Source organism: Pseudomonas arvensis (assembly GCF_056688935.1).
The window spans coordinates 416,928-435,087 of sequence record NZ_CP162038.1 but is presented as its reverse complement, the minus strand read 5'-3'; the positions used below and the strand labels follow the sequence as shown (position 1 = coordinate 435,087).

Sequence of the window (18,160 nt, the reverse complement as noted above, 5' to 3'; positions counted from 1 at the left end):
CACACAACTGCTTTGCTTCAATGTGGGAGGGGTCTTGCCCCCGATGGCGGTCTGTCAGATAGATGTATGCTGACTGACACATGGCTATCGGGGGCAAGCCCCCTCCCACATTTTTAAGCCGGTTTATTCAGGATCACCTCATATGGCTAAGTTTCCTACTGCTGTAAACCTGCACAAAACCTCCAACACTCTCGGCCTCACCTATGGGCCCGATGAGGTGTACCAACTTCCCGCCGAGTTGCTGCGCACCCACTCGCCTTCCGCTGAAGTCCAGGGCCACGGCAAACCCATCCTGCAATTCGGCAAGCTCAACGTTAAGTTGATCAAGGTAGAACCGGCCGGTCAGTACGCACTGAAATTGACCTTCGACGACGGCCATGACAGCGGACTATTCACCTGGGACTACCTCTATCAGTTGGCCGTGCGTCAGGACGCGCTGTGGGCTGATTATCTCGCCGAGCTCAAAGCCGCCGGCAAAACCCGCGACCCGAGTGAGTCGGTCGTGCGGCTGATGCTCTAGTCCAGGCCTCTCGCTCTTTAGAGGGCATTTTCTAATTTCATCTGTTTGAATGCCCTGTCGCGTGGTCAATGATTGGCCCGCTTGCGAAAAAAATTAAACTCGGGTAACCAATGGAACTGGCAAGTTCCCTGCATTTGACGATGCGGTATCAACGGTCACCCGAGTCGCAGTACCAGGCTTGTGTTGTGTATCGAAGGTGGTGCACAGCGGTACCCGGTACTCGTCTTTCGGACAATGGAGCGTCGTAGATGAGTAACAAGAACAACGATGACTTGAAACGCCAGGCCTCGGAAAACACCTTGGGGCTGAACCCGATCATCGCGTTACGCAAAAAGGATTTATTGGCCTCAGCGAAGATGGTGCTGACCCAAGCCATCAAGCAACCGTTGCACAGCGTCAAGCACGTCGCGCATTTTGGCATTGAGTTAAAAAATGTGATGTTCGGCAAATCCGAGCTGGTACCTGAGAGCGATGACCGTCGCTTCCACGACCCGGCCTGGAGCCAGAACCCGCTCTACAAGCGCTACCTGCAAACCTACCTGGCGTGGCGCAAGGAACTGCACGACTGGATCGGCGACAGCAACTTGTCGGACCAGGACATCAGCCGTGGCCACTTCGTGATCAACCTGATGACCGAAGCCATGGCCCCCACCAACAGCGCGGCCAACCCGGCGGCGGTCAAACGCTTTTTTGAAACCGGCGGCAAGAGCCTGCTCGATGGCTTGTCGCACCTGGCCAAGGACATGGTGCACAACGGCGGCATGCCGAGCCAGGTCAACATGGGCGCCTTTGAAGTGGGCAAGTCCCTGGGCACCACTGAAGGCGCGGTGGTGTTTCGCAACGATGTGCTGGAGCTGATCCAGTACAAGCCGATTACCGAACAGGTGCATGAACGCCCGCTGCTGGTGGTGCCGCCGCAGATCAACAAATTCTACGTATTCGACCTGAGCCCGGATAAGAGCCTGGCGCGTTTCTGCCTGCGCAACGGCCAGCAGACGTTTATCGTCAGTTGGCGCAACCCGACCAAGGCCCAGCGCGAATGGGGCCTGTCGACCTATATCGAGGCGCTCAAGGAAGCGGTCGATGTGGTCACGGCGATTACCGGCAGCAAAGACATCAACATGCTCGGCGCCTGCTCCGGCGGCATTACCTGCACCGCCCTGCTCGGCCACTACGCCGCGCTGGGGGAGAAAAAGGTCAACGCCCTGACCCTGCTGGTCAGTGTGCTGGACACCACGCTGGATACCCAGGTGGCGCTGTTCGTCGACGAGCAGACGCTGGAAGCGGCCAAGCGCCATTCCTACCAGGCCGGCGTGCTCGAAGGCCGCGACATGGCCAAGGTATTTGCCTGGATGCGGCCCAACGACCTGATCTGGAACTACTGGGTCAATAACTACCTGCTGGGCAACGAACCGCCGGTGTTCGACATTCTGTTCTGGAACAACGACACCACGCGCTTGCCGGCCGCCTTCCACGGCGACCTGATCGAGTTGTTCAAGAACAACCCACTCGTGCGGGCCAATGCACTGGAAGTGTGCGGCACGCCGATCGATCTCAAGCAGGTTACCGCCGACATCTACTCCCTGGCCGGCACCAATGACCACATCACACCGTGGCAGTCCTGCTACAAATCGGCGCAGTTGTTTGGCGGCAAGGTGGAGTTTGTGTTGTCCAGCAGCGGGCATATCCAGAGCATTCTCAACCCACCGGGCAACCCCAAGGCGCGCTACCAGACCAGCGACAGTCTCGCGGGCAAGCCACTGGAATGGCAGGAGAACGCGACCAAGCACACTGATTCGTGGTGGTTGCATTGGCAGGCGTGGCAGGCGGAACGGGCGGGCAAGCTGAAGAAGGCACCGACGACATTAGGCAACAAAACCTACGCCGCAGCCGAAGCGGCACCGGGCACCTATGTACACGAACGCTAAATTGAAATGCGGTCAAGTGTGAGAGGGGGCAAGCCCCCTCCCACATTTGGCCTGCATTCCAACCGTCACATCTCACAGGGCTTGAGCATGCCGCAACCGTTCATCTTTCGTACCATCGACCTGGATGGCCAGACCATCCGTACGGCGGTACGCCCAGGCAAGCCTCATTTGACGCCATTGCTGATTTTCAACGGCATCGGCGCCAACCTTGAGTTGGTGTTTCCGTTCGTCCAGGCATTGGACCCGGACCTGGAAGTGATCGCCTTCGATGTACCGGGCGTGGGCGGTTCGTCGACGCCCAAGCGGCCCTATCGCTTTCCCGGCCTGGCCAAGCTCACCGCACGCATGCTCGATTACCTGGACTACGGCCAGGTGAATGCCGTGGGGGTGTCCTGGGGCGGTGCGTTGGCGCAGCAGTTCGCCTACGACTACCCGGAACGCTGCAAGAAGCTGATCCTGGCCGCCACCGCCGCCGGGGCCTTTATGGTGCCCGGCAAGCCGAAGGTGTTGTGGCTGATGGCGAGCCCGAGACGATACATTCAACCCTCCCACGTGGTGCGAATTGCGCCAATGATCTACGGCGGCTCGTTCCGCCGCGATTCCAAGCTGGCCGCCGAACACGCCAGCAAAGTGCGCTCGGCCGGCAAGCTGGGTTACTACTGGCAGCTGTTTGCGGGGCTGGGATGGACCAGCATTCACTGGCTGCACAAGATCCGCCAGCCCACGCTGGTGCTGGCCGGGGACGACGACCCGCTGATCCCGCTGGTCAACATGCGCATGCTCGCCTGGCGCATTCCCAACGCGCAGTTGCACATCATCGATGACGGCCACCTGTTCCTGATCACCCGGGCCGAAGCCGTGGCGCCGATCATCATGAAGTTTCTGGAGGAGGAGCGCCTGCGCGCTGTGATTCATCCGCGACCGGCAGTGTAAGGACCGCACCGCCGCGCAACTTGCCAGGAACCGACTATGGTTCTGAATTGGCGTGCCTGTTGATGGCTTGACGAAGGAGTGTTGGCTCATGCGAGAAAGACCCGTGACGAACCCGGCGCCCACACCCGCCGCGTTCATCAACGCCCAAAGTGCGATCACCGGCCTGCGCGGTCGGGACTTGCTCTCCACACTGCGCAGCGTCGCTGCCCATGGCCTGCGCAACCCGGTGCATACCGCCCGGCATGCCCTGGCACTGGGCGGTCAACTCGGGCGGGTGCTGATGGGCGAGACGGTGCACGAGCCCAACCCAAGGGACAGCCGCTTCGTCGATCCGACCTGGACGCTCAACCCGTTCTATCGGCGCAGCCTGCAAGCCTACCTGAGCTGGCAGAAACAGACCCGCCACTGGATCGACGACAGCTCCCTGAACGCCGATGACCGCGCCCGTGCGCACTTCGCCTTCGCTTTGCTCAACGATGCGGTATCACCCTCCAACACCCTGCTCAACCCGCTGGCGATCAAGGAGTTGCTCAACTCCGGCGGCAACAGCGTGGTGCGCGGCGTGAGCAACCTGTTTGAAGATTTGCTGCACAACAACGGCCTGCCGCGCCAGGTCAGCAAACACGCCTTTGAAGTGGGCAAGACCGTCGCCACTACCCCAGGCTCAGTGGTGTTTCGCAATGAGCTGCTGGAGCTGATCCAGTACAAGCCCATGAGCGAAAAACAGTACGCCAAGCCGCTGCTGATCGTGCCGCCGCAGATCAACAAGTACTACATCTTCGACCTGAGCCCGGCCAACAGCTTTGTGCAGTACGCCCTCAAAAATGGCCTGCAGACCTTTATGGTCAGCTGGCGCAACCCGGATGTGCGCCACCGCGAATGGGGCCTGTCCACCTATGTGGCGGCGCTGGAAGAAGCGCTCAACGTCTGCCGCGCGATCACCGGCGCCCGCGAGGTCAACCTGATGGGCGCCTGCGCCGGTGGCCTGACCATCGCCGCCCTGCAAGGCCACTTGCAGGCCAAGCGCCAACTGCGCCGCATCTCCAGCGCCAGCTACCTGGTGAGCCTGCTGGACAGCCAGATCGACAGCCCCGCCATGCTGTTCGCCGACGAGCAAACCCTTGAAGCCGCCAAGCGTCGTTCCTACCAGCAAGGTGTGCTGGACGGCCGCGACATGGCCAGGGTCTTTGCCTGGATGCGCCCCAACGACCTGATCTGGAATTACTGGATCAACAATTACCTGCTGGGCAAGGAACCACCTGCCTTCGACATCCTGTACTGGAACAACGACAACACGCGCCTGCCCGCCGCGCTGCACGGCGACTTGCTGGACTTCTTCAAACACAACCCCCTGAGCCATCCCGGCGGCCTGGAGGTGTGCGGCACGCCCATCGACTTGCAGAAGGTGACAGTGGACAGCTTCAGCGTGGCCGGGATCAACGACCACATCACGCCGTGGGACGCGGTGTACCGTTCCACGCAATTGCTGGGCGGCGATCGGCGTTTCGTGCTGTCCAACAGCGGGCATATCCAGAGCATCCTCAACCCGCCGGGCAACCCCAAGGCCAACTACGTCGAAAACCTCAAGCTGAGCAGCGATCCACGCGCCTGGTACTACGACGCCAGTCATGTCGAAGGCAGTTGGTGGCCCCAGTGGCTGGAGTGGATCCAACAGCGCTCGGGCGTGCAGCGCGAAACCCTCACCGCCCTGGGCAACCAGAATTACCCACCGATGGAAGCGGCACCGGGCACCTATGTGCGGGTGCGCTGAGCTCAACGATCACATTAAGAAGACTGGATGAAGACCCGCGACCGAATCCTTGAATGTGCCCTGCAATTGTTCAACCACAAGGGCGAGCCGAATGTATCGACCATGGAGGTGGCCAATGAAATGGGGATCAGCCCAGGCAACCTCTACTACCACTTCCATGGCAAGGAGCCGCTGGTCATTGGCCTGTTCGAACGCTTTCAATGTGAGCTGGCACCGTTGCTGGACCCGCCCGCAGACGCACAACTGAAGGCGGAGGATTACTGGCTGTTCCTGCACCTGATCGTCGAGCGCATGGCCCACTACCGGTTTCTGTTCCAGGACTTGTCCAACCTGGCAGGACGCCTGCCGAAACTGGCCAAGGGCATTCGCAGCCTGCTCACGGCACTCAAACGCACACTGGCCTCATTGCTGGCTCGATTGAAGGCCGCGGGGCAGGTGGTCAGTGACACCCAGGCGCTGGGCCAGTTGGTGGAGCAGATCACCATGACGTTGCTGTTCTCGCTGGATTACCAGCGGATACTTGATCGCGAAGGTGAGGTACGGGTGGTGGTGTATCAAATCATGATGCTGGTAGCGCCGCATTTGCTGTTACCGGCCCGGCTGGCGACAGAGCGGCTGGCATTGCGTTATCTGGAAGACACGGTTTGAAAACCCGTCAGCCAGGTTCGCCGAACTGCTGGGTAAACTTGAATAGTTCACTGTCGTTCTTGATGCCCAACTTTCGATAGGCCGATTGTTTTTGCGTACTGATGGTACTTGCGCTGCGCGAAAACTTTGCTGCAATGGAATTCACCGACATCCCATCCAGAAAACACCGCAGTACTTCCTGTTCTTTGGGCGTGAGACACACATTCAACTGCATCGGCGTTGATACATCCTGCTTCGACTTCATATTCGCAACATGGGCAAAGGACTGCATGCCTTGCAACGCCGGCACCATACAAGGCTGCAAGTAAATGCGCCCTTGGGCGACCGTTCGGATAGCGGTAATCAGCTCAGTCAGATTCTGGGTTTTACCCAGAACGCCCCAGCAGCCTGCCTTCAAAGACAGCGATACCGTTGCAGGCGTGTAATGGGAACAGACAATCAAAGGCCTGCATTGGCGGAAGCGTCTATTCAACGCCTGAATCAGGCTGAGGCCATCGCTTTGCGACGGTGCCAGGATAAAGTCCATTACCACGACATCCGCCGGCCGCCGGCCCAAGGCGTCCAGCAGATCCCTGCCGGTCCCGAAGGAACCGATCACCTCAAGATCGGGCTCCATATTCAGGCTCAACTCGATGCCCTGGCGAACCATTTCATGGTCATCCAACAACATCACGGTACACGTATTGCCTTTTGAAGTTGGCATTCCAGACTCCCGCATAAGCAAATACAGCGCCGCACACAGCCTGTTTATTACCTGAGCCAAACACAGGCTTCAATACTGCACAGCAATATATAGCGCTGCATCTTACAGAGTTCCCTTACAGAACTTTCCTATAACAACTTTTATGCCACGCCACGCCCTCGTAAAATTTTTAAATAAAACAATACACTTTCGAACTATCTCGAACCAAAACTCGATACATCTCTATAGATGAAATTCACTTTTCGATACAAATTATGTCACCCACCACATGCCAAGCATTCAGAACACCGCGCTTTACCGGTGGCAATTACCCAAGTCATTCACAACTGGACACTCCATGAAACTCATCGCTTTATCCCACGTTGCCGCAGCTCTGACCTTGGCTGGCGCTGTCTCACACTCTGCGCATGCCGCCGATGGCGTTATCAACTTCAGCGGCCTGGTGACTGATGTGACCTGCACGGTCGAAGGGGCTGAACCGGGCGCGGGCAAGGTGGTCAAGGACGTCAACCTGGGCGGCGTGTCTGCCGCACGCCTGGCGACAGCGGGGAATCGCGCCAACCTGACGGGCTTCACCCTTCGTATTGGCGCGCCCGGCGAGGGCAGCTGCACCAACGGCCGCACCGCCATGGTTGCCTTTGACCCGACCAGCCCGGCCATCGACGTGGCCACCGGGCGCTTGAACATCGACGGTTACGACGACCCGTCCGACACCACCCACGCCAAGAATGTGCAGGTCGAAGTGACTAACCGTGATGGCTCGCCCATTAACGTCTACACCGAGAAATCGGCAGGCGTAGTGATCGCCGACAACCAGGCCGTTATCCCGCTGGCCGCGCAAATATACGCAAGCGGGCCCGCTAGCGAAGGCAAGGTCAGCACCCGCGTTGGCTTTACGATCGAATACGCCGAGTAAGGCCGGGCAAGCCTGTGCATGCAGGCCGCCTTATGCCATGAGACTTCAGACGATGAAAAAAACAGCCTGGCTTGCTGCCTTTGCGTTTGGCGTGTTGTTGCCACTGGCGCTGCCCTCCCATGCCAGCGTAATTATTCACGGCACGCGAGTGATCTACCCTGTCGGACAACCGGAGGTCGTGGTGCGCCTGGAAAACAAGGGAAGCCGCCCCGCACTGGTACAACCCTGGCTGGACAGGGGCGACCGGCACTCCACACCGGCGACAACACAGGTGCCGTTCACGCTGTCGCCATCGATCTTCCGGATCGAGCCCTACCAGCAACAGGCGCTGCGCCTGCGCTACACCGGCGAACCACTGCCCAACGACCGCGAAAGCCTGTTCTGGCTGAACATTCTGGAAGTACCACCGCGCGCGCTGGATGCGGCGCAAAAAAACCAGATCGAACTGTCATTTCGCACCCGTTTGCGCGTGTTCCTCAGGCCACAGGCACTGCCCTATACCGTTGGCAACGCACCGGAAAAATTGCAGTGGGCACTGGTGGCCCACGAACAAGGCTTTGCCCTGCAGGCTACCAACCCCACGCCCTACCATATTTCACTGGCCTCACTCGACTTGCTGAGCGACGGCAAACGGTTCAGCAAGGCGCCCAGCAAGGACGCCAACGACGGCCTGTTGCTCCCGGCCGGTGACGTGAAACTGTTTGTGCTGCCGCTGCTGCGCAATCGCCCCCGTGGCGCAAGCAACATCGAATTCACCACCGTCAGTGACTTTGGTGCCCGGGTACGCCACTCGGCGAATCTGTGCACCTCTTGCGCAGGATGACCTTTCGCATGAAGACCGCTTCCCTTTCACACCGGCTGGCCAAGCTGCTGACAGCGGTGGTTGTGCTGTCCGCCAGCCACGCCCCGTATGCGAGCGTTGTGATCAACAGCACCCGAATTGTCTACCCGCAGGCCGCTAGGGAGGTCACCGTCAGGCTCGACAGCAAGAACCAGACACCGGTACTGGTGCAGACCTGGCTGGACGATGGAGACGAATACTCGACCCCGGACCTGGCCGGCATCCCCTTTGTGGTCACGCCGCCGATCTTTCGGATGGAGCCCGGAAAACAACAGGTTGTGCGCCTGGCCTACACCGGAGCAACGCTTGCGGCGGCGCAGGAAAGCCTGTTCTGGTTCAACCTGCTGGAAGTGCCCTCGCAGTCGCCAGACGCCCAACAAGGCAATCAGTTGCAGTTGGCTTTTCGCTCCCGGATCAAGCTGCTTTATCGTCCATCGACCCTGCCTTACGACGTCAACGCCGCGCCTGGAAAACTGCAGTGGCGCGTCGTATCGACGGGGCAGCACCAGGCATTGGAAGTCTATAACCCAAGCCCCTACCACGTGACCTTCGAGCAGATTGAAGTGCAGGTAGCCGGGCAGCGTCATCCCCGCGAAACATCGGCTTCAAGTGCCGCAAACATGGTGATTCCGGGCGGGCGCAATCGCTTTGAGCTACCCAGCCTCAAGACTGCGCCGAGCAGCGCTGCGACCGTAGCGTTCGAAACGCTCGACGATTTTGGGGTCAAGGTCCAGCACAACGCCAAGGTCTTGCCATGACGATGTAGACAGGCGGCCTTCACCGTAGCTTCCCGATGTTCAGCCATCCGGCTGGCCAGGCCACGCGCTTCATCACACACCTTCTGCTGATGCCCATTTGATGGGGCAGGGACGCCCCATGCCGCCGGTTGGACAGCGGCTGTTTTTGAGAACGTAAACATGAGTTTTAGACTTACAGCGCACTGCCTGCTGCTGGTGAGTGGCGCGCACGCCATGGGTGCCCACGGGGCTGAGCCTGTGGAATTCAACCCCGCCTTCTTTGCAACGGATGCGACCGGGGTGCGGGTTGACGTATCAAAGTTCAACCAAGGCAATGTCACCCTGCCCGGCAACTATCGCACCGACGTGCACCTCAACGGCCAGTGGACAGGCCGTGAAACCCTGCACTTCGTCGCCGTGAACGGTCAGAAAGCCGCACAACTGTGCCTGGAGCGCGATGCACTGCTCAGGTTTGGCATCAACCTGGACACGGCCGCACAGCAGCCTATCGAAGCCGGTCAGACACCGGCCGCCCCGTTTGCCCGCTGCGCGGATATTGCGACTTACCTGCCCGGCGCCAGCAGCGAGTTCGACTCCGGCGAAAACCGCCTGGACCTGCAGGTTCCGCAGGTTTACCTGGCGCGCAAGGCACGGGGCTATGTCGACCCGCAGCAATGGGACCACGGGATCAATGCCGCCTTTGTACGCTACAACGCCAACACCTTCGCCACCCAGACGAATGGCCGCTCCATCAGCTCCCAGTATCTGGGCCTCAACACCGGGCTCAACCTGGGCGACTGGCACTGGCGCCACAACGGCAGCTACAGCCGCTCCACGCTCAGTTCCGGTTATCAAAGCAACGCCACTTACGTGCAGCGCGAATGGAGCACGTTGCGCTCACAGTTGATCGCGGGCGAGATCTACACCCCCGGCGAATTGTTCGACAGCGTGCGCCTGCGCGGCGCCAGCCTGTTCAGCGATGACCGCATGCTGCCCGACTCCCAGACCGGATTTGCGCCCGTGGTACGCGGCGTTGCCGAGACAAATGCGCGCGTCACGGTGCGCCAGCGCGGCGTGCTATTGGACGAAGTGTCGGTAGCGCCTGGCCCCTTCGTGCTCAACGACTTGTTCCCCACCGGGTACGGTGGCGACCTGAACGTCACGATCACCGAGGCCGATGGGCACCAGCGTGAATTCATCGTGCCGTTCGCCGCCAATGCCCACCTGCTGCGCCCAGGTTTCAGCCGCTACTCGTTGAGTCTCGGGCGGCTGGATGAGATCGGCCTGCGCCACCCGCCAATGCTGGCGCAGGCCACTTATCAGCAGGGTCTGAGCAACCTGCTGACCGGGTACACCGGCGGGGTGATGGGCGATGACTACCGCTCACAATTGCTGGGCACCGCCTTCAATACGCCGCTGGGCGCACTCTCGCTTGACCTGACCTATTCCGACGCCCACTTGCCGGGGCATGGATCACGTAAGGGGCAAAGCCTGCAACTGCGCTACAGCAAGAATTTCGCCGATACCGGCACCCACTTTGCCCTCGGCGCGTACCGTTATTCCACCGAGGGCTTCCTGAACGTGGGCGATGCGGCACGCATCCGCGACTTCGCCCTCGACGGGGTGCGCCTGGACAACGTATCGCGACTGCGCGACCGAATGGACATCAGCCTCAACCAGAGCCTGAAGCAAGGCGCGGTTTACCTGACGGGCTCATCACAGAACTACTGGAACCGTAAAAGCGGCAACCTGACGTTCACCGCCGGGTACAGCGGCACCTGGAGGCGACTGCACTACACCGTGAGTGCGCAGCGCAACCGGGACCTGCTGAGTGAGCGGGTCGACCAGCAAGTAGACTTCACCCTGAGCCTGCCGCTGGGCAGCGACGCGCACGCGCCAACCTTGACCACCACGGCCTACCGCGGCGATCAAAGCAGCGGCGAACGCCTCAGCCTGGGCGGTAGTCTCGGCGAGCGCAGTGAACTCAGTTACGGCCTGGGGGCCAGCCGAACGCTCGGCAGTGGTAACGCCACAAGCGCAGACGTGAAATACCAGGCGAACCCAGGGGTGCTGTCCGCCAGCTACGGCCAGAGCAACACGTATCGCACAACCTCGTTTGGCATGACCGGCGGTCTTGTCGCCCACCCGGACGGCGTGACCTTTGCCCCAGAACTGGGTGACACCATCGGCATCGTCGAGGCACCCGACGCCCTGGGCGCGCGGATCAACGGCAACCACAGTGCACAGGTCGGCAAAAGCGGCTTCGCCGTGGTACCTCACCTCACGCCTTATCGCCAGAACGTCGTTGAACTGGACCCCAGGGATCTGTCCGTCGACGTCGAACTCAAGACCGCCGCGCAAAACGTCGCGCCTCGCGCCGGGTCGGTGGTGAAGGTGCAGTTTGAAACCGTCAGCGGCCAGGCCCTCTTGATTACGGCGCGGCGCGAGGATGGCAGCCCGTTACCGTTCGGCGCGGATGTATTCGATGAAGACGACGCCAGCGTCGGCGTGGTCGGCCAGGGCGGCAAGGCCTTTGTCCGCGTGCCTCGCACGCAGGGGCAGTTGACGGTCAGGTGGGGATCCAGCGCCCGCGCCACCTGCAGGCTGCGCTACCACCTCGACGTTCAACCAAGCACCGAGGGCGCCAGCCGATTGCGGCAATTGGACTCTGGCACTTGCCGGGCCGACAAGGCCTATTCCTCACTGCGAGACTGACGATGAAACACTCCCTGCAATTTATCTCCACACTCCTGGCCCTCGTTCTGCCGATCGCCGCTCATGCAGACTGTGACCGGTATATGAACAGCACGCTCACCCTCAATCTGCCTGACACGATCACCGTCCCGGCCGATCTACCTATAGGCGGGGAAATCATCAGTCGCGCATTCAGCGGAACCGCACCTGCCTTTTTCGCGGTCTGCAGGGACGCGCACCTGAGGATTACCGGGCGATTCCTCAACATGCCTCCGGTCCCCCCGTTCCATCGCACCGAAGCGCCAGGTGTAGGTGCACGTCTGCGCATCACCAGTGCCGGGGGATTCACCAATTTCTTTGGAATGCACACTCAACCAGGCGCGCCCTCAAGTGGAACAGCCCCCAGCCTCACCGCCGCAGAATTGAAGCTCTACAAAATCGCACCTGTCGCCGACGGGGTGGTACCAGCCGGAGAAATCTGGTCAGCCAAAAGGGACGGACGCCCAGACGGCTTTACCCTGCGCCTGGGTAACTCTGTTCGTTTTGTCACCCCTGGCGCCACCTGTGACCTGGCGACCGGTGACGTCAACCGTACGATCTCGCTCGACCCGATCAAAGTCAGCGCCCTTCAAAACGCCACCTATATCGGCGAACGCCAATTCGAGCTCACCGCCCACTGCACCAACGCATCCAATGTCACCTTTCGCTTTTCAGGCACACCCGCGCCAGGGCATGAAGCGCTTTTTGCCAATATCGGCACTGCTCGCGGAGTAGATGTGTGGCTTTACTCCCGCATAGGTGGAGGGATCCAAAACATCGGCGCCAACGGCGATAACAACACGCGCACGGTGGTGGTTGATGGCAACCGCGCCGTCTTGCCGCTGGGCGCTGCTTATCACAAAAACGGCACAGTCACCCCGGGCACTCTTGTCAGTACCGCCACCGTCAACATTACCTATAACTGAAACCCTGAGACTCCTTTGATGAGCATTCGAACACTCACCCCGCTGCTGGCAATCACGGCGAGCCTGATAACCCATACTGCACAGGCCGAGACCACGGGCACCTTGACCTTTATCGGGCAAGTCAACGCTGGCACATGCAACCTGGCTGCCGGCGATGAGAACCGCAGCATCACGCTGCCGACGGTCAAGGTCTCTGACTTCGATGCAACCCCCAGTACGGGCGCGTTTGATTTCGAGGTCTCTGCCGACTGCGAGTCGGATATACGTAACGTGACGTTTCTGTTCGCAGGAAAAGCCTCCGCCGGCAACGCCGAGCTTTTTTCCAACACAGGGACCTCCAAGGGGACCGCCCTTCAACTGGTGCACCGCGTCTCCCCAGCTTTTGTCATTCCCGCCAACGGCACCCCCGCCCAGCGCAGCCGCAAGGTGGCAACGAGCAGCCACAAAGCGGTGATCCCCCTGACGGCGGCGTACCACAAAACCGGTGCGGCGATCACCCAAGGCACCCTGGCCAGCGCGGTGACCGTTTCGATCACCTACAACTGAACAGAGGCTGGAATCACGCGCAAAAAAAAGCCCGACCTTTGCAGGCCGGGCATTTTTTGTCCCGAAAGGATCAGGACTGACTGGATGGCGTCGGGGTTGCCGGCGTTGCAGTCGGGGCAGCAGCAGGCGCTGGCGCGGACACCGAGTTGGCTGTCGAAGCGGTTGGCGCTGGCGTTGCAGGCTTGGCGGCTACGGCCGGCTTTGGCGCTGCTGGTTTTTTCGCGACTGCTGGCTTCTTCGCAGCGGCTGGTTTGGCAGCAGGCTTGGCCACCGCCGGTTTGGCAGCAGCTGGTTTAGCGGCTGGCTTGGCGGCTGCGGTTTTAGCAGCTGGCTTGGCTGCCGGTTTGGCGACGGCCTTCACTGCAGGTTTAGCCGCAGGCTTGGCAGCGGCTTTGGCAGCGGCTTTGGCAGCCACTGGTTTGGCTTTGGCGGCTGGCTTGGCAGCGGCCTTAGCCGGCGCCTTGGCCGCAGGTTTTGCAGCTGGCTTGGCGGCGGCTTTTACCAGAGGCTTGGCGGCAGTTTTAGCGGCGGGTTTGGCAGCAGCCGTTTTAGCGACTGGCTTGGCAGCCGGCTTAGCCGCAGCGGCTTTAGCCGGGGCGACTTTGGCACCGGTGAGTTTCTCGATTTGCTTGGTCAGGGTATCGACCTTGCTGTGCAGCGTTTTCAGCTCGGCCTTGCTCGGCACACCCAGTCGCGAAATGGCACTGTTCAGACGCTTGTCGAAAGTCTCTTCCAACTTGCCCCAAGTGTCAGAAATACTCGACTTGGCAGAACCGGCAGTTGCCTTGGCCGCTTCAACTTTTTTACCAACCGTGGTTTTGGTCAACTTCTCGGCTTTCTCGCCGTCCTTGACCAAAGTCTCGAAGTACTTGCCGCCGTCACTGCTAACCTTCGAGTACACGCCTAAACCAGCAAGCCAGATCTTACGGGAATATTTTTCAACTTCCCCGACCCACGAGCTGCCTTCTTTCTGAGTAGTCTTTTTAACAGCCATCCCGATGTCTCCTTAGTGTTTACGCGCGACACGTTCGAGCAATGCCGTCAGCTCTTCGAGCTTAGCAGAGAGTGTCTCCACGTCATGTTTAGACGCAATGCCGATTCGATTCAAGGCACTGGCTACACGAGTATCAAAAGCTTTTTCAACTTTATCCAGCTGAACTTCTACCAGACCTTTGACGGCAGAGACATTACTCTTTACTTGGTCAATCTGACTGTTGGCGGCATCAAGTTGTTCAACTGCAACTTTTTTGCCTTTGCTTTCAACATGTTGACCGCTCTTTACGAGCTCTTTGAAGTACTCGCCACCCTCACTGCCGACCTTCGCATAAGCACCGAGACCGGCCAGCCAGATCTTGCGGGCGTAGGTTTTAACGTCAGTCAGGACACCGGTATGAACGTCGATTTTTTTCTTCAGGATAACTTTGGCCATGGTGCACCTCACGCAGATCGGGGGAGAGGAACGGCCCACAGGAGTTGAGGGCCTGGGCACAAAGTAGGCTGGAAAATTAGAATCGGCACCCTAAGAACAATCGGTCAGGCCAGCGCCTTATCCAGGGCTTTCTCGATTTCAGACTTGATCGTGCCGCTCATGGCCGACATCAACAGCCCCAACTCCACATCGATACGCAGCGAATCATCCGCCACTAATACAGTGCCTTTAACCCCGGAACGCTTGAGGTTCAAGGTGTCGCCGGACCACGAAGGCTCCAGGCCATATTGTTCCTTGAGTTTGAGCGCCAACTTCTCGGCCTTTGCCCGTGCGCCTTCTTTACCCAGGGAATGTGCACGCTCAACGGTGATACGGGCCATTGCAATGACTCCTCTTTATAGGGATTTGCCTGCCTTCAATGCGGCAAAAGGTCTCGGTGGGCAGCTATCTTACCTGCAGCCTTGCCAAGACAAAGCAGGCCTTGGGGATTATCATGTCCCGCATTCTCTTTTGGTGACAGCGATATGACTGATCAGCGCAAAGGCAGCGATGCCGAACCCACCACTCACTTCGGCTTCAAGAACGTCCCGGAAAGCCAGAAAGCGGAAAAAGTCGCAGAGGTGTTTCACTCCGTCGCCGCCAAGTACGACCTGATGAACGACGTGCTCTCCGGCGGCATGCACCGCCTGTGGAAGCGTTTCACCATCGAGTTGTCGGGCGTACGCACCGGCAACCGCGTGCTGGACATCGCCGGCGGTACGGGCGACCTGGCGGCCAAGTTCTCCAAGCTCGTCGGCCCGACGGGCCAGGTGGTACTGGCGGACATCAACGGCTCGATGCTCAAGGTTGGCCGTGACCGCCTGCTCGACAAGGGCGTGGCCGGGAATATTGAATTCGTCCAGGCCGACGCTGAAAAGCTGCCGTTCCCCGACAACCATTTCGACTGCGTGACCATCGCCTTCGGCCTGCGCAACGTGACGCACAAGGAAGACGCGATCCGCTCGATGCTGCGCGTCCTCAAGCCGGGTGGCCGCCTGTTGGTGCTGGAGTTCTCCAAGCCGACCAACGCGCTGATGTCCAAGGTCTACGACACCTATTCCTTCGCCTTCATGCCATTGATGGGCAAGCTGATCACCAATGACGCCGAGAGCTACCGCTACCTGGCCGAGTCGATCCGCATGCACCCCGACCAGGAAACCCTGAAGTCGATGATGGTAGAGGCCGGTTTCGACCGCGTGACCTACCACAACATGACCTCGGGCATCGTCGCCCTGCACCGCGGCATCAAGCCCTGATGCTGTTCGCAGGCCTGCTCGCCAGCGTCGAACACGGCCTCAACCGTGTGCTGCGCCTGGACAGTACCGCCCTGGCGCGGCTCGCGCATTTGAACGGCAAGGTGATTGCCGTCGATTGCACCAGCCCCGCCTTGCAGCTGTTTATCCTGCCCAGCGACGAAGGCCTGCTGCTCGCCAGCCAATGGGCCGCCGACGCCGACTGCACCCTGCGTGCGCCGGCATCGAGCCTGTTGCACCTGGCCTTGAGCCGCAACAAGACCGCCATCCTGCACAGCCCTGAAGTGGCGTTGGAAGGCGACAGCGCGGTGCTGATGGACCTGGCCGCCGTGCTGCAAGACCTGGAGCTGGATTGGGAATACGAGCTGTCACGCTGGATCGGCCCCGTGGCCACCCAACTGATCAGCGGGCACCTGCGCAGCCGCACGCGCTGGTACCAGCAAGGGTTCGCCAGCCTCAACCAGAACCTTGCCGAATACCTGAGCGAAGAATCGCGCACCCTGGTCGGAGAACGGGAAGCGCAAGCGCGCTTTCGCGAACTCGACAAGGCCAAAATCGACCTGGAACGCCTTGAGGCCCGCTTCGAGCGCCTGAGCCGTTCCCTTGATCCAAGCGATAACGCATGAAGCTGCTCGCCGTCCGCCGTTTGTTTCGTATCCAGCGCGTCGTAATCCGCTACCGCCTTGATGACCTGCTGTTCGCCCTGCCACTGCCGTGGTTCCTGCTGGCGGTGCGCTATGTGCTGCCGTGGCGCTGGTTCCCGCGCAAGCAACTGGAGCTGAGCCGGGGTGCGCGTCTGCGTCTGGCGCTACAGGACCTGGGGCCGATCTTTATCAAGTTCGGGCAGATCCTCTCGACGCGCCGCGACCTGCTGCCCGAAGACATCGCCGACGAACTGATGCTGTTGCAGGACCGCGTGCCGCCGTTCGACTCCAAGCAATCGATGGCGTTGATCGAAGAACAGCTGGGCAAGAAGATCAGCGACGTCTTTACCCGCTTCGACGTCGAGCCGCTGGCCTCAGCCTCCGTGGCACAAGTCCACGCCGCGCAGCTCAAGACCGGCGAAGAAGTGGTCGTGAAGGTAATTCGCCCCGGTCTCAAGCCGATCATCGGCCAGGACCTGGCATGGCTGTTCATCCTCGCCCGCGCCGCCGAACGTTTCTCTGCCGATGCGCGCCTGCTGCACCCGGTGGACGTGGTCGCCGACTACGAAAAAACCATCTACGACGAACTCGACCTGCTACGCGAAGCCGCCAACGCCAGCCAGCTCAAACGTAACTTCGAAGGCTCGCCGCTGCTGTACGTGCCGCAGGTGTATTGGGACTGGTGCCGCCCCAAGGTGCTGGTGATGGAGCGCATCTACGGCGTGCAGGTCACCGACCTCGCGACCCTGGCCGACCAGCGTACCGACATGAAGATGCTCGCCGAACGCGGCGTGGAGATCTTCTTCACCCAGGTGTTCCGCGACAGCTTCTTCCACGCCGACATGCACCCGGGCAACATCTTTGTCAGCACCGTCAACCCGTGGAGCCCGCAGTACATCGCGATCGACTGCGGCATCGTCGGCAGCCTGACGCCGGAAGACCAGGACTACCTGGCGCGCAACCTGTTCGCCTTCTTCAAGCGTGACTACCGCCGAGTGGCGCAGTTGCACATTGATTCGGGCTGGGTTCCGGCGGAAACCAAACTCAACGAGTTCGAAGCCGCTATCCGCACCGTATGCGAACCGATCTTTGAAAAACCGTTAAAAGATATATCCTTTGGCCAGGTGCTGATGCGCCTGTTCCAGACGGCGCGGCGCTTCAATATGGAAGTGCAGCCGCAGTTGGTCCTGCTGCAAAAAACCTTGCTCAACATCGAAGGCCTGGGCCGTCAGTTGTACCCGGACCTCGACCTGTGGAACACCGCCCAGCCGTTCCTGGAACGCTGGATGCGCGAGCGCATGAGCCCGAAAACCGTGCTGGGCAACCTCCACAGCCAGATGGAGCAACTGCCGCACCTGGCCAACATGACCCGCGACCTGCTGGAACGCATGTCCCAGCCCCACGCCAAGGACCCGGAACCACCATGGCGCAAGCGCAAGGACGACTGGTTCCTGCGCCTGCTCGGCGCGGCGCACCTGGTGGGCGGGGTGATGCTGGCGATTGGCGGGCCGTTGAATCAATTGGGCCACTGGCCAGCGGGGATCATGGTCGCCGTGGGTGTTTATCTGATCGTGCGTCGATAGCCAATCCGGT

General features: G+C 60.3%; 18 protein-coding genes. 14 read left to right on the top strand and 4 right to left on the bottom strand.

Features of this window, described 5'->3' with window-relative positions:
• The first annotated feature begins 142 nt into the window (after positions 1 to 142).
• From AB3G88_RS01960 to AB3G88_RS01940, 5 genes are all read left to right on the top strand, one after another.
• The gene (locus AB3G88_RS01960) at positions 143 to 520 is read left to right on the top strand and encodes a gamma-butyrobetaine hydroxylase family protein (RefSeq protein ID WP_099583804.1); all 378 of its coding nucleotides are present in this window, start codon (positions 143 to 145) and stop codon (positions 518 to 520) included.
• Between the two features lie 248 nt (positions 521 to 768).
• Positions 769 to 2,448, top strand: a complete 1,680-nt coding sequence (gene phaC / locus AB3G88_RS01955) for a class II poly(R)-hydroxyalkanoic acid synthase (protein ID WP_112193051.1) — start codon at positions 769 to 771, stop codon at positions 2,446 to 2,448.
• Positions 2,449 to 2,535: 87 nt separating this feature from the next.
• Entirely contained in the window at positions 2,536 to 3,381 is an 846-nt protein-coding gene (gene phaZ, locus AB3G88_RS01950) for a poly(3-hydroxyalkanoate) depolymerase (RefSeq protein WP_017526534.1), read from the top strand.
• Positions 3,382 to 3,469: 88 nt separating this feature from the next.
• A complete protein-coding gene (gene phaC / locus AB3G88_RS01945; protein ID WP_099583806.1) occupies positions 3,470 to 5,152 on the top strand; it encodes a class II poly(R)-hydroxyalkanoic acid synthase in 1,683 nt (560 codons plus the stop codon).
• Positions 5,153 to 5,179: 27 nt separating this feature from the next.
• Positions 5,180 to 5,800, top strand: a complete 621-nt coding sequence (locus AB3G88_RS01940) for a TetR/AcrR family transcriptional regulator (RefSeq protein WP_099583808.1) — start codon at positions 5,180 to 5,182, stop codon at positions 5,798 to 5,800.
• Between the two features lie 7 nt (positions 5,801 to 5,807).
• Here AB3G88_RS01940 and AB3G88_RS01935 read toward each other — a convergent pair whose 3' ends face one another.
• The gene (locus AB3G88_RS01935) at positions 5,808 to 6,470 is read right to left on the bottom strand and encodes a response regulator transcription factor (RefSeq protein ID WP_112193048.1); all 663 of its coding nucleotides are present in this window, start codon (positions 6,468 to 6,470) and stop codon (positions 5,808 to 5,810) included.
• A gap of 370 nt (positions 6,471 to 6,840) precedes the next feature.
• Here AB3G88_RS01935 and AB3G88_RS01930 point away from each other — a divergent pair, with 370 nt between their 5' ends.
• From AB3G88_RS01930 to AB3G88_RS01905, 6 genes are all read left to right on the top strand, one after another.
• Complete coding sequence (locus tag AB3G88_RS01930) at positions 6,841 to 7,419, top strand: fimbrial protein (RefSeq protein ID WP_158879053.1); 579 nt, start codon at positions 6,841 to 6,843, stop codon at positions 7,417 to 7,419.
• A 52-nt stretch (positions 7,420 to 7,471) separates the two neighbouring features.
• Positions 7,472 to 8,242 (top strand): fimbrial biogenesis chaperone, encoded by a 771-nt coding sequence (locus AB3G88_RS01925; RefSeq protein ID WP_400528608.1) that lies wholly within the window; start codon positions 7,472 to 7,474, stop codon positions 8,240 to 8,242.
• A gap of 8 nt (positions 8,243 to 8,250) precedes the next feature.
• Positions 8,251 to 9,018 carry a fimbrial biogenesis chaperone gene (locus AB3G88_RS01920; protein ID WP_480452988.1) on the top strand — a complete coding sequence of 256 codons (768 nt, stop codon included), beginning with the start codon at positions 8,251 to 8,253 and terminating at the stop codon, positions 9,016 to 9,018.
• Positions 9,019 to 9,177: 159 nt separating this feature from the next.
• Entirely contained in the window at positions 9,178 to 11,712 is a 2,535-nt protein-coding gene (locus AB3G88_RS01915; protein ID WP_480452986.1) for a fimbria/pilus outer membrane usher protein, read from the top strand.
• Positions 11,713 to 11,714: 2 nt separating this feature from the next.
• A complete protein-coding gene (locus AB3G88_RS01910) occupies positions 11,715 to 12,656 on the top strand; it encodes a fimbrial protein (protein WP_480452984.1) in 942 nt (313 codons plus the stop codon).
• 18 nt (positions 12,657 to 12,674) lie between these two features.
• Positions 12,675 to 13,202: a fimbrial protein gene (locus AB3G88_RS01905; protein ID WP_099583817.1), complete on the top strand. Its 528-nt coding sequence runs from the start codon at positions 12,675 to 12,677 to the stop codon at positions 13,200 to 13,202.
• A 70-nt stretch (positions 13,203 to 13,272) separates the two neighbouring features.
• Here AB3G88_RS01905 and AB3G88_RS01900 read toward each other — a convergent pair whose 3' ends face one another.
• The 3 genes from AB3G88_RS01900 to AB3G88_RS01890 form a co-directional block, all read right to left on the bottom strand.
• Entirely contained in the window at positions 13,273 to 14,196 is a 924-nt protein-coding gene (locus AB3G88_RS01900; protein ID WP_480452981.1) for a phasin family protein, read from the bottom strand.
• 12 nt (positions 14,197 to 14,208) lie between these two features.
• Positions 14,209 to 14,631 (bottom strand): phasin family protein, encoded by a 423-nt coding sequence (locus AB3G88_RS01895; RefSeq protein WP_191959770.1) that lies wholly within the window; start codon positions 14,629 to 14,631, stop codon positions 14,209 to 14,211.
• A 104-nt stretch (positions 14,632 to 14,735) separates the two neighbouring features.
• Positions 14,736 to 15,011, bottom strand: a complete 276-nt coding sequence (locus AB3G88_RS01890; protein WP_099583821.1) for a polyhydroxyalkanoic acid system family protein — start codon at positions 15,009 to 15,011, stop codon at positions 14,736 to 14,738.
• A gap of 144 nt (positions 15,012 to 15,155) precedes the next feature.
• Here AB3G88_RS01890 and ubiE point away from each other — a divergent pair, with 144 nt between their 5' ends.
• The 3 genes from ubiE to ubiB are packed head-to-tail and all read left to right on the top strand — an operon-like array spanning position 15,156 to position 18,150.
• Positions 15,156 to 15,926, top strand: a complete 771-nt coding sequence (ubiE, locus tag AB3G88_RS01885) for a bifunctional demethylmenaquinone methyltransferase/2-methoxy-6-polyprenyl-1,4-benzoquinol methylase UbiE (protein WP_003171186.1) — start codon at positions 15,156 to 15,158, stop codon at positions 15,924 to 15,926.
• The gene (locus AB3G88_RS01880) at positions 15,926 to 16,549 is read left to right on the top strand and encodes a ubiquinone biosynthesis accessory factor UbiJ (protein WP_099583823.1); all 624 of its coding nucleotides are present in this window, start codon (positions 15,926 to 15,928) and stop codon (positions 16,547 to 16,549) included. Before ubiE ends, AB3G88_RS01880 begins: the two co-directional genes overlap by 1 nt.
• Entirely contained in the window at positions 16,546 to 18,150 is a 1,605-nt protein-coding gene (gene ubiB, locus AB3G88_RS01875; protein WP_099583824.1) for a ubiquinone biosynthesis regulatory protein kinase UbiB, read from the top strand. Before AB3G88_RS01880 ends, ubiB begins: the two co-directional genes overlap by 4 nt.
• The last annotated feature ends 10 nt before the right edge of the window (positions 18,151 to 18,160 follow it).

Coding starts and splice junctions, on each gene's coding strand:
- AB3G88_RS01925 (WP_400528608.1), top strand. CDS start 7,472: ATGAAAAAAACAGCCTGGCTTGCTGCCTTTGCGTTTGGCGTGTTGTTG.
- phaC (WP_112193051.1), top strand. CDS start 769: ATGAGTAACAAGAACAACGATGACTTGAAACGCCAGGCCTCGGAAAAC.
- ubiB (WP_099583824.1), top strand. CDS start 16,546: ATGAAGCTGCTCGCCGTCCGCCGTTTGTTTCGTATCCAGCGCGTCGTA.
- AB3G88_RS01960 (WP_099583804.1), top strand. CDS start 143: ATGGCTAAGTTTCCTACTGCTGTAAACCTGCACAAAACCTCCAACACT.
- AB3G88_RS01915 (WP_480452986.1), top strand. CDS start 9,178: ATGAGTTTTAGACTTACAGCGCACTGCCTGCTGCTGGTGAGTGGCGCG.
- AB3G88_RS01935 (WP_112193048.1), bottom strand. CDS start 6,470: ATGTTGTTGGATGACCATGAAATGGTTCGCCAGGGCATCGAGTTGAGC.
- AB3G88_RS01920 (WP_480452988.1), top strand. CDS start 8,251: ATGAAGACCGCTTCCCTTTCACACCGGCTGGCCAAGCTGCTGACAGCG.
- AB3G88_RS01905 (WP_099583817.1), top strand. CDS start 12,675: ATGAGCATTCGAACACTCACCCCGCTGCTGGCAATCACGGCGAGCCTG.
- AB3G88_RS01890 (WP_099583821.1), bottom strand. CDS start 15,011: ATGGCCCGTATCACCGTTGAGCGTGCACATTCCCTGGGTAAAGAAGGC.
- AB3G88_RS01900 (WP_480452981.1), bottom strand. CDS start 14,196: ATGGCTGTTAAAAAGACTACTCAGAAAGAAGGCAGCTCGTGGGTCGGG.
- AB3G88_RS01930 (WP_158879053.1), top strand. CDS start 6,841: ATGAAACTCATCGCTTTATCCCACGTTGCCGCAGCTCTGACCTTGGCT.
- phaZ (WP_017526534.1), top strand. CDS start 2,536: ATGCCGCAACCGTTCATCTTTCGTACCATCGACCTGGATGGCCAGACC.
- AB3G88_RS01940 (WP_099583808.1), top strand. CDS start 5,180: ATGAAGACCCGCGACCGAATCCTTGAATGTGCCCTGCAATTGTTCAAC.
- AB3G88_RS01880 (WP_099583823.1), top strand. CDS start 15,926: ATGCTGTTCGCAGGCCTGCTCGCCAGCGTCGAACACGGCCTCAACCGT.
- ubiE (WP_003171186.1), top strand. CDS start 15,156: ATGACTGATCAGCGCAAAGGCAGCGATGCCGAACCCACCACTCACTTC.
- phaC (WP_099583806.1), top strand. CDS start 3,470: ATGCGAGAAAGACCCGTGACGAACCCGGCGCCCACACCCGCCGCGTTC.
- AB3G88_RS01895 (WP_191959770.1), bottom strand. CDS start 14,631: ATGGCCAAAGTTATCCTGAAGAAAAAAATCGACGTTCATACCGGTGTC.
- AB3G88_RS01910 (WP_480452984.1), top strand. CDS start 11,715: ATGAAACACTCCCTGCAATTTATCTCCACACTCCTGGCCCTCGTTCTG.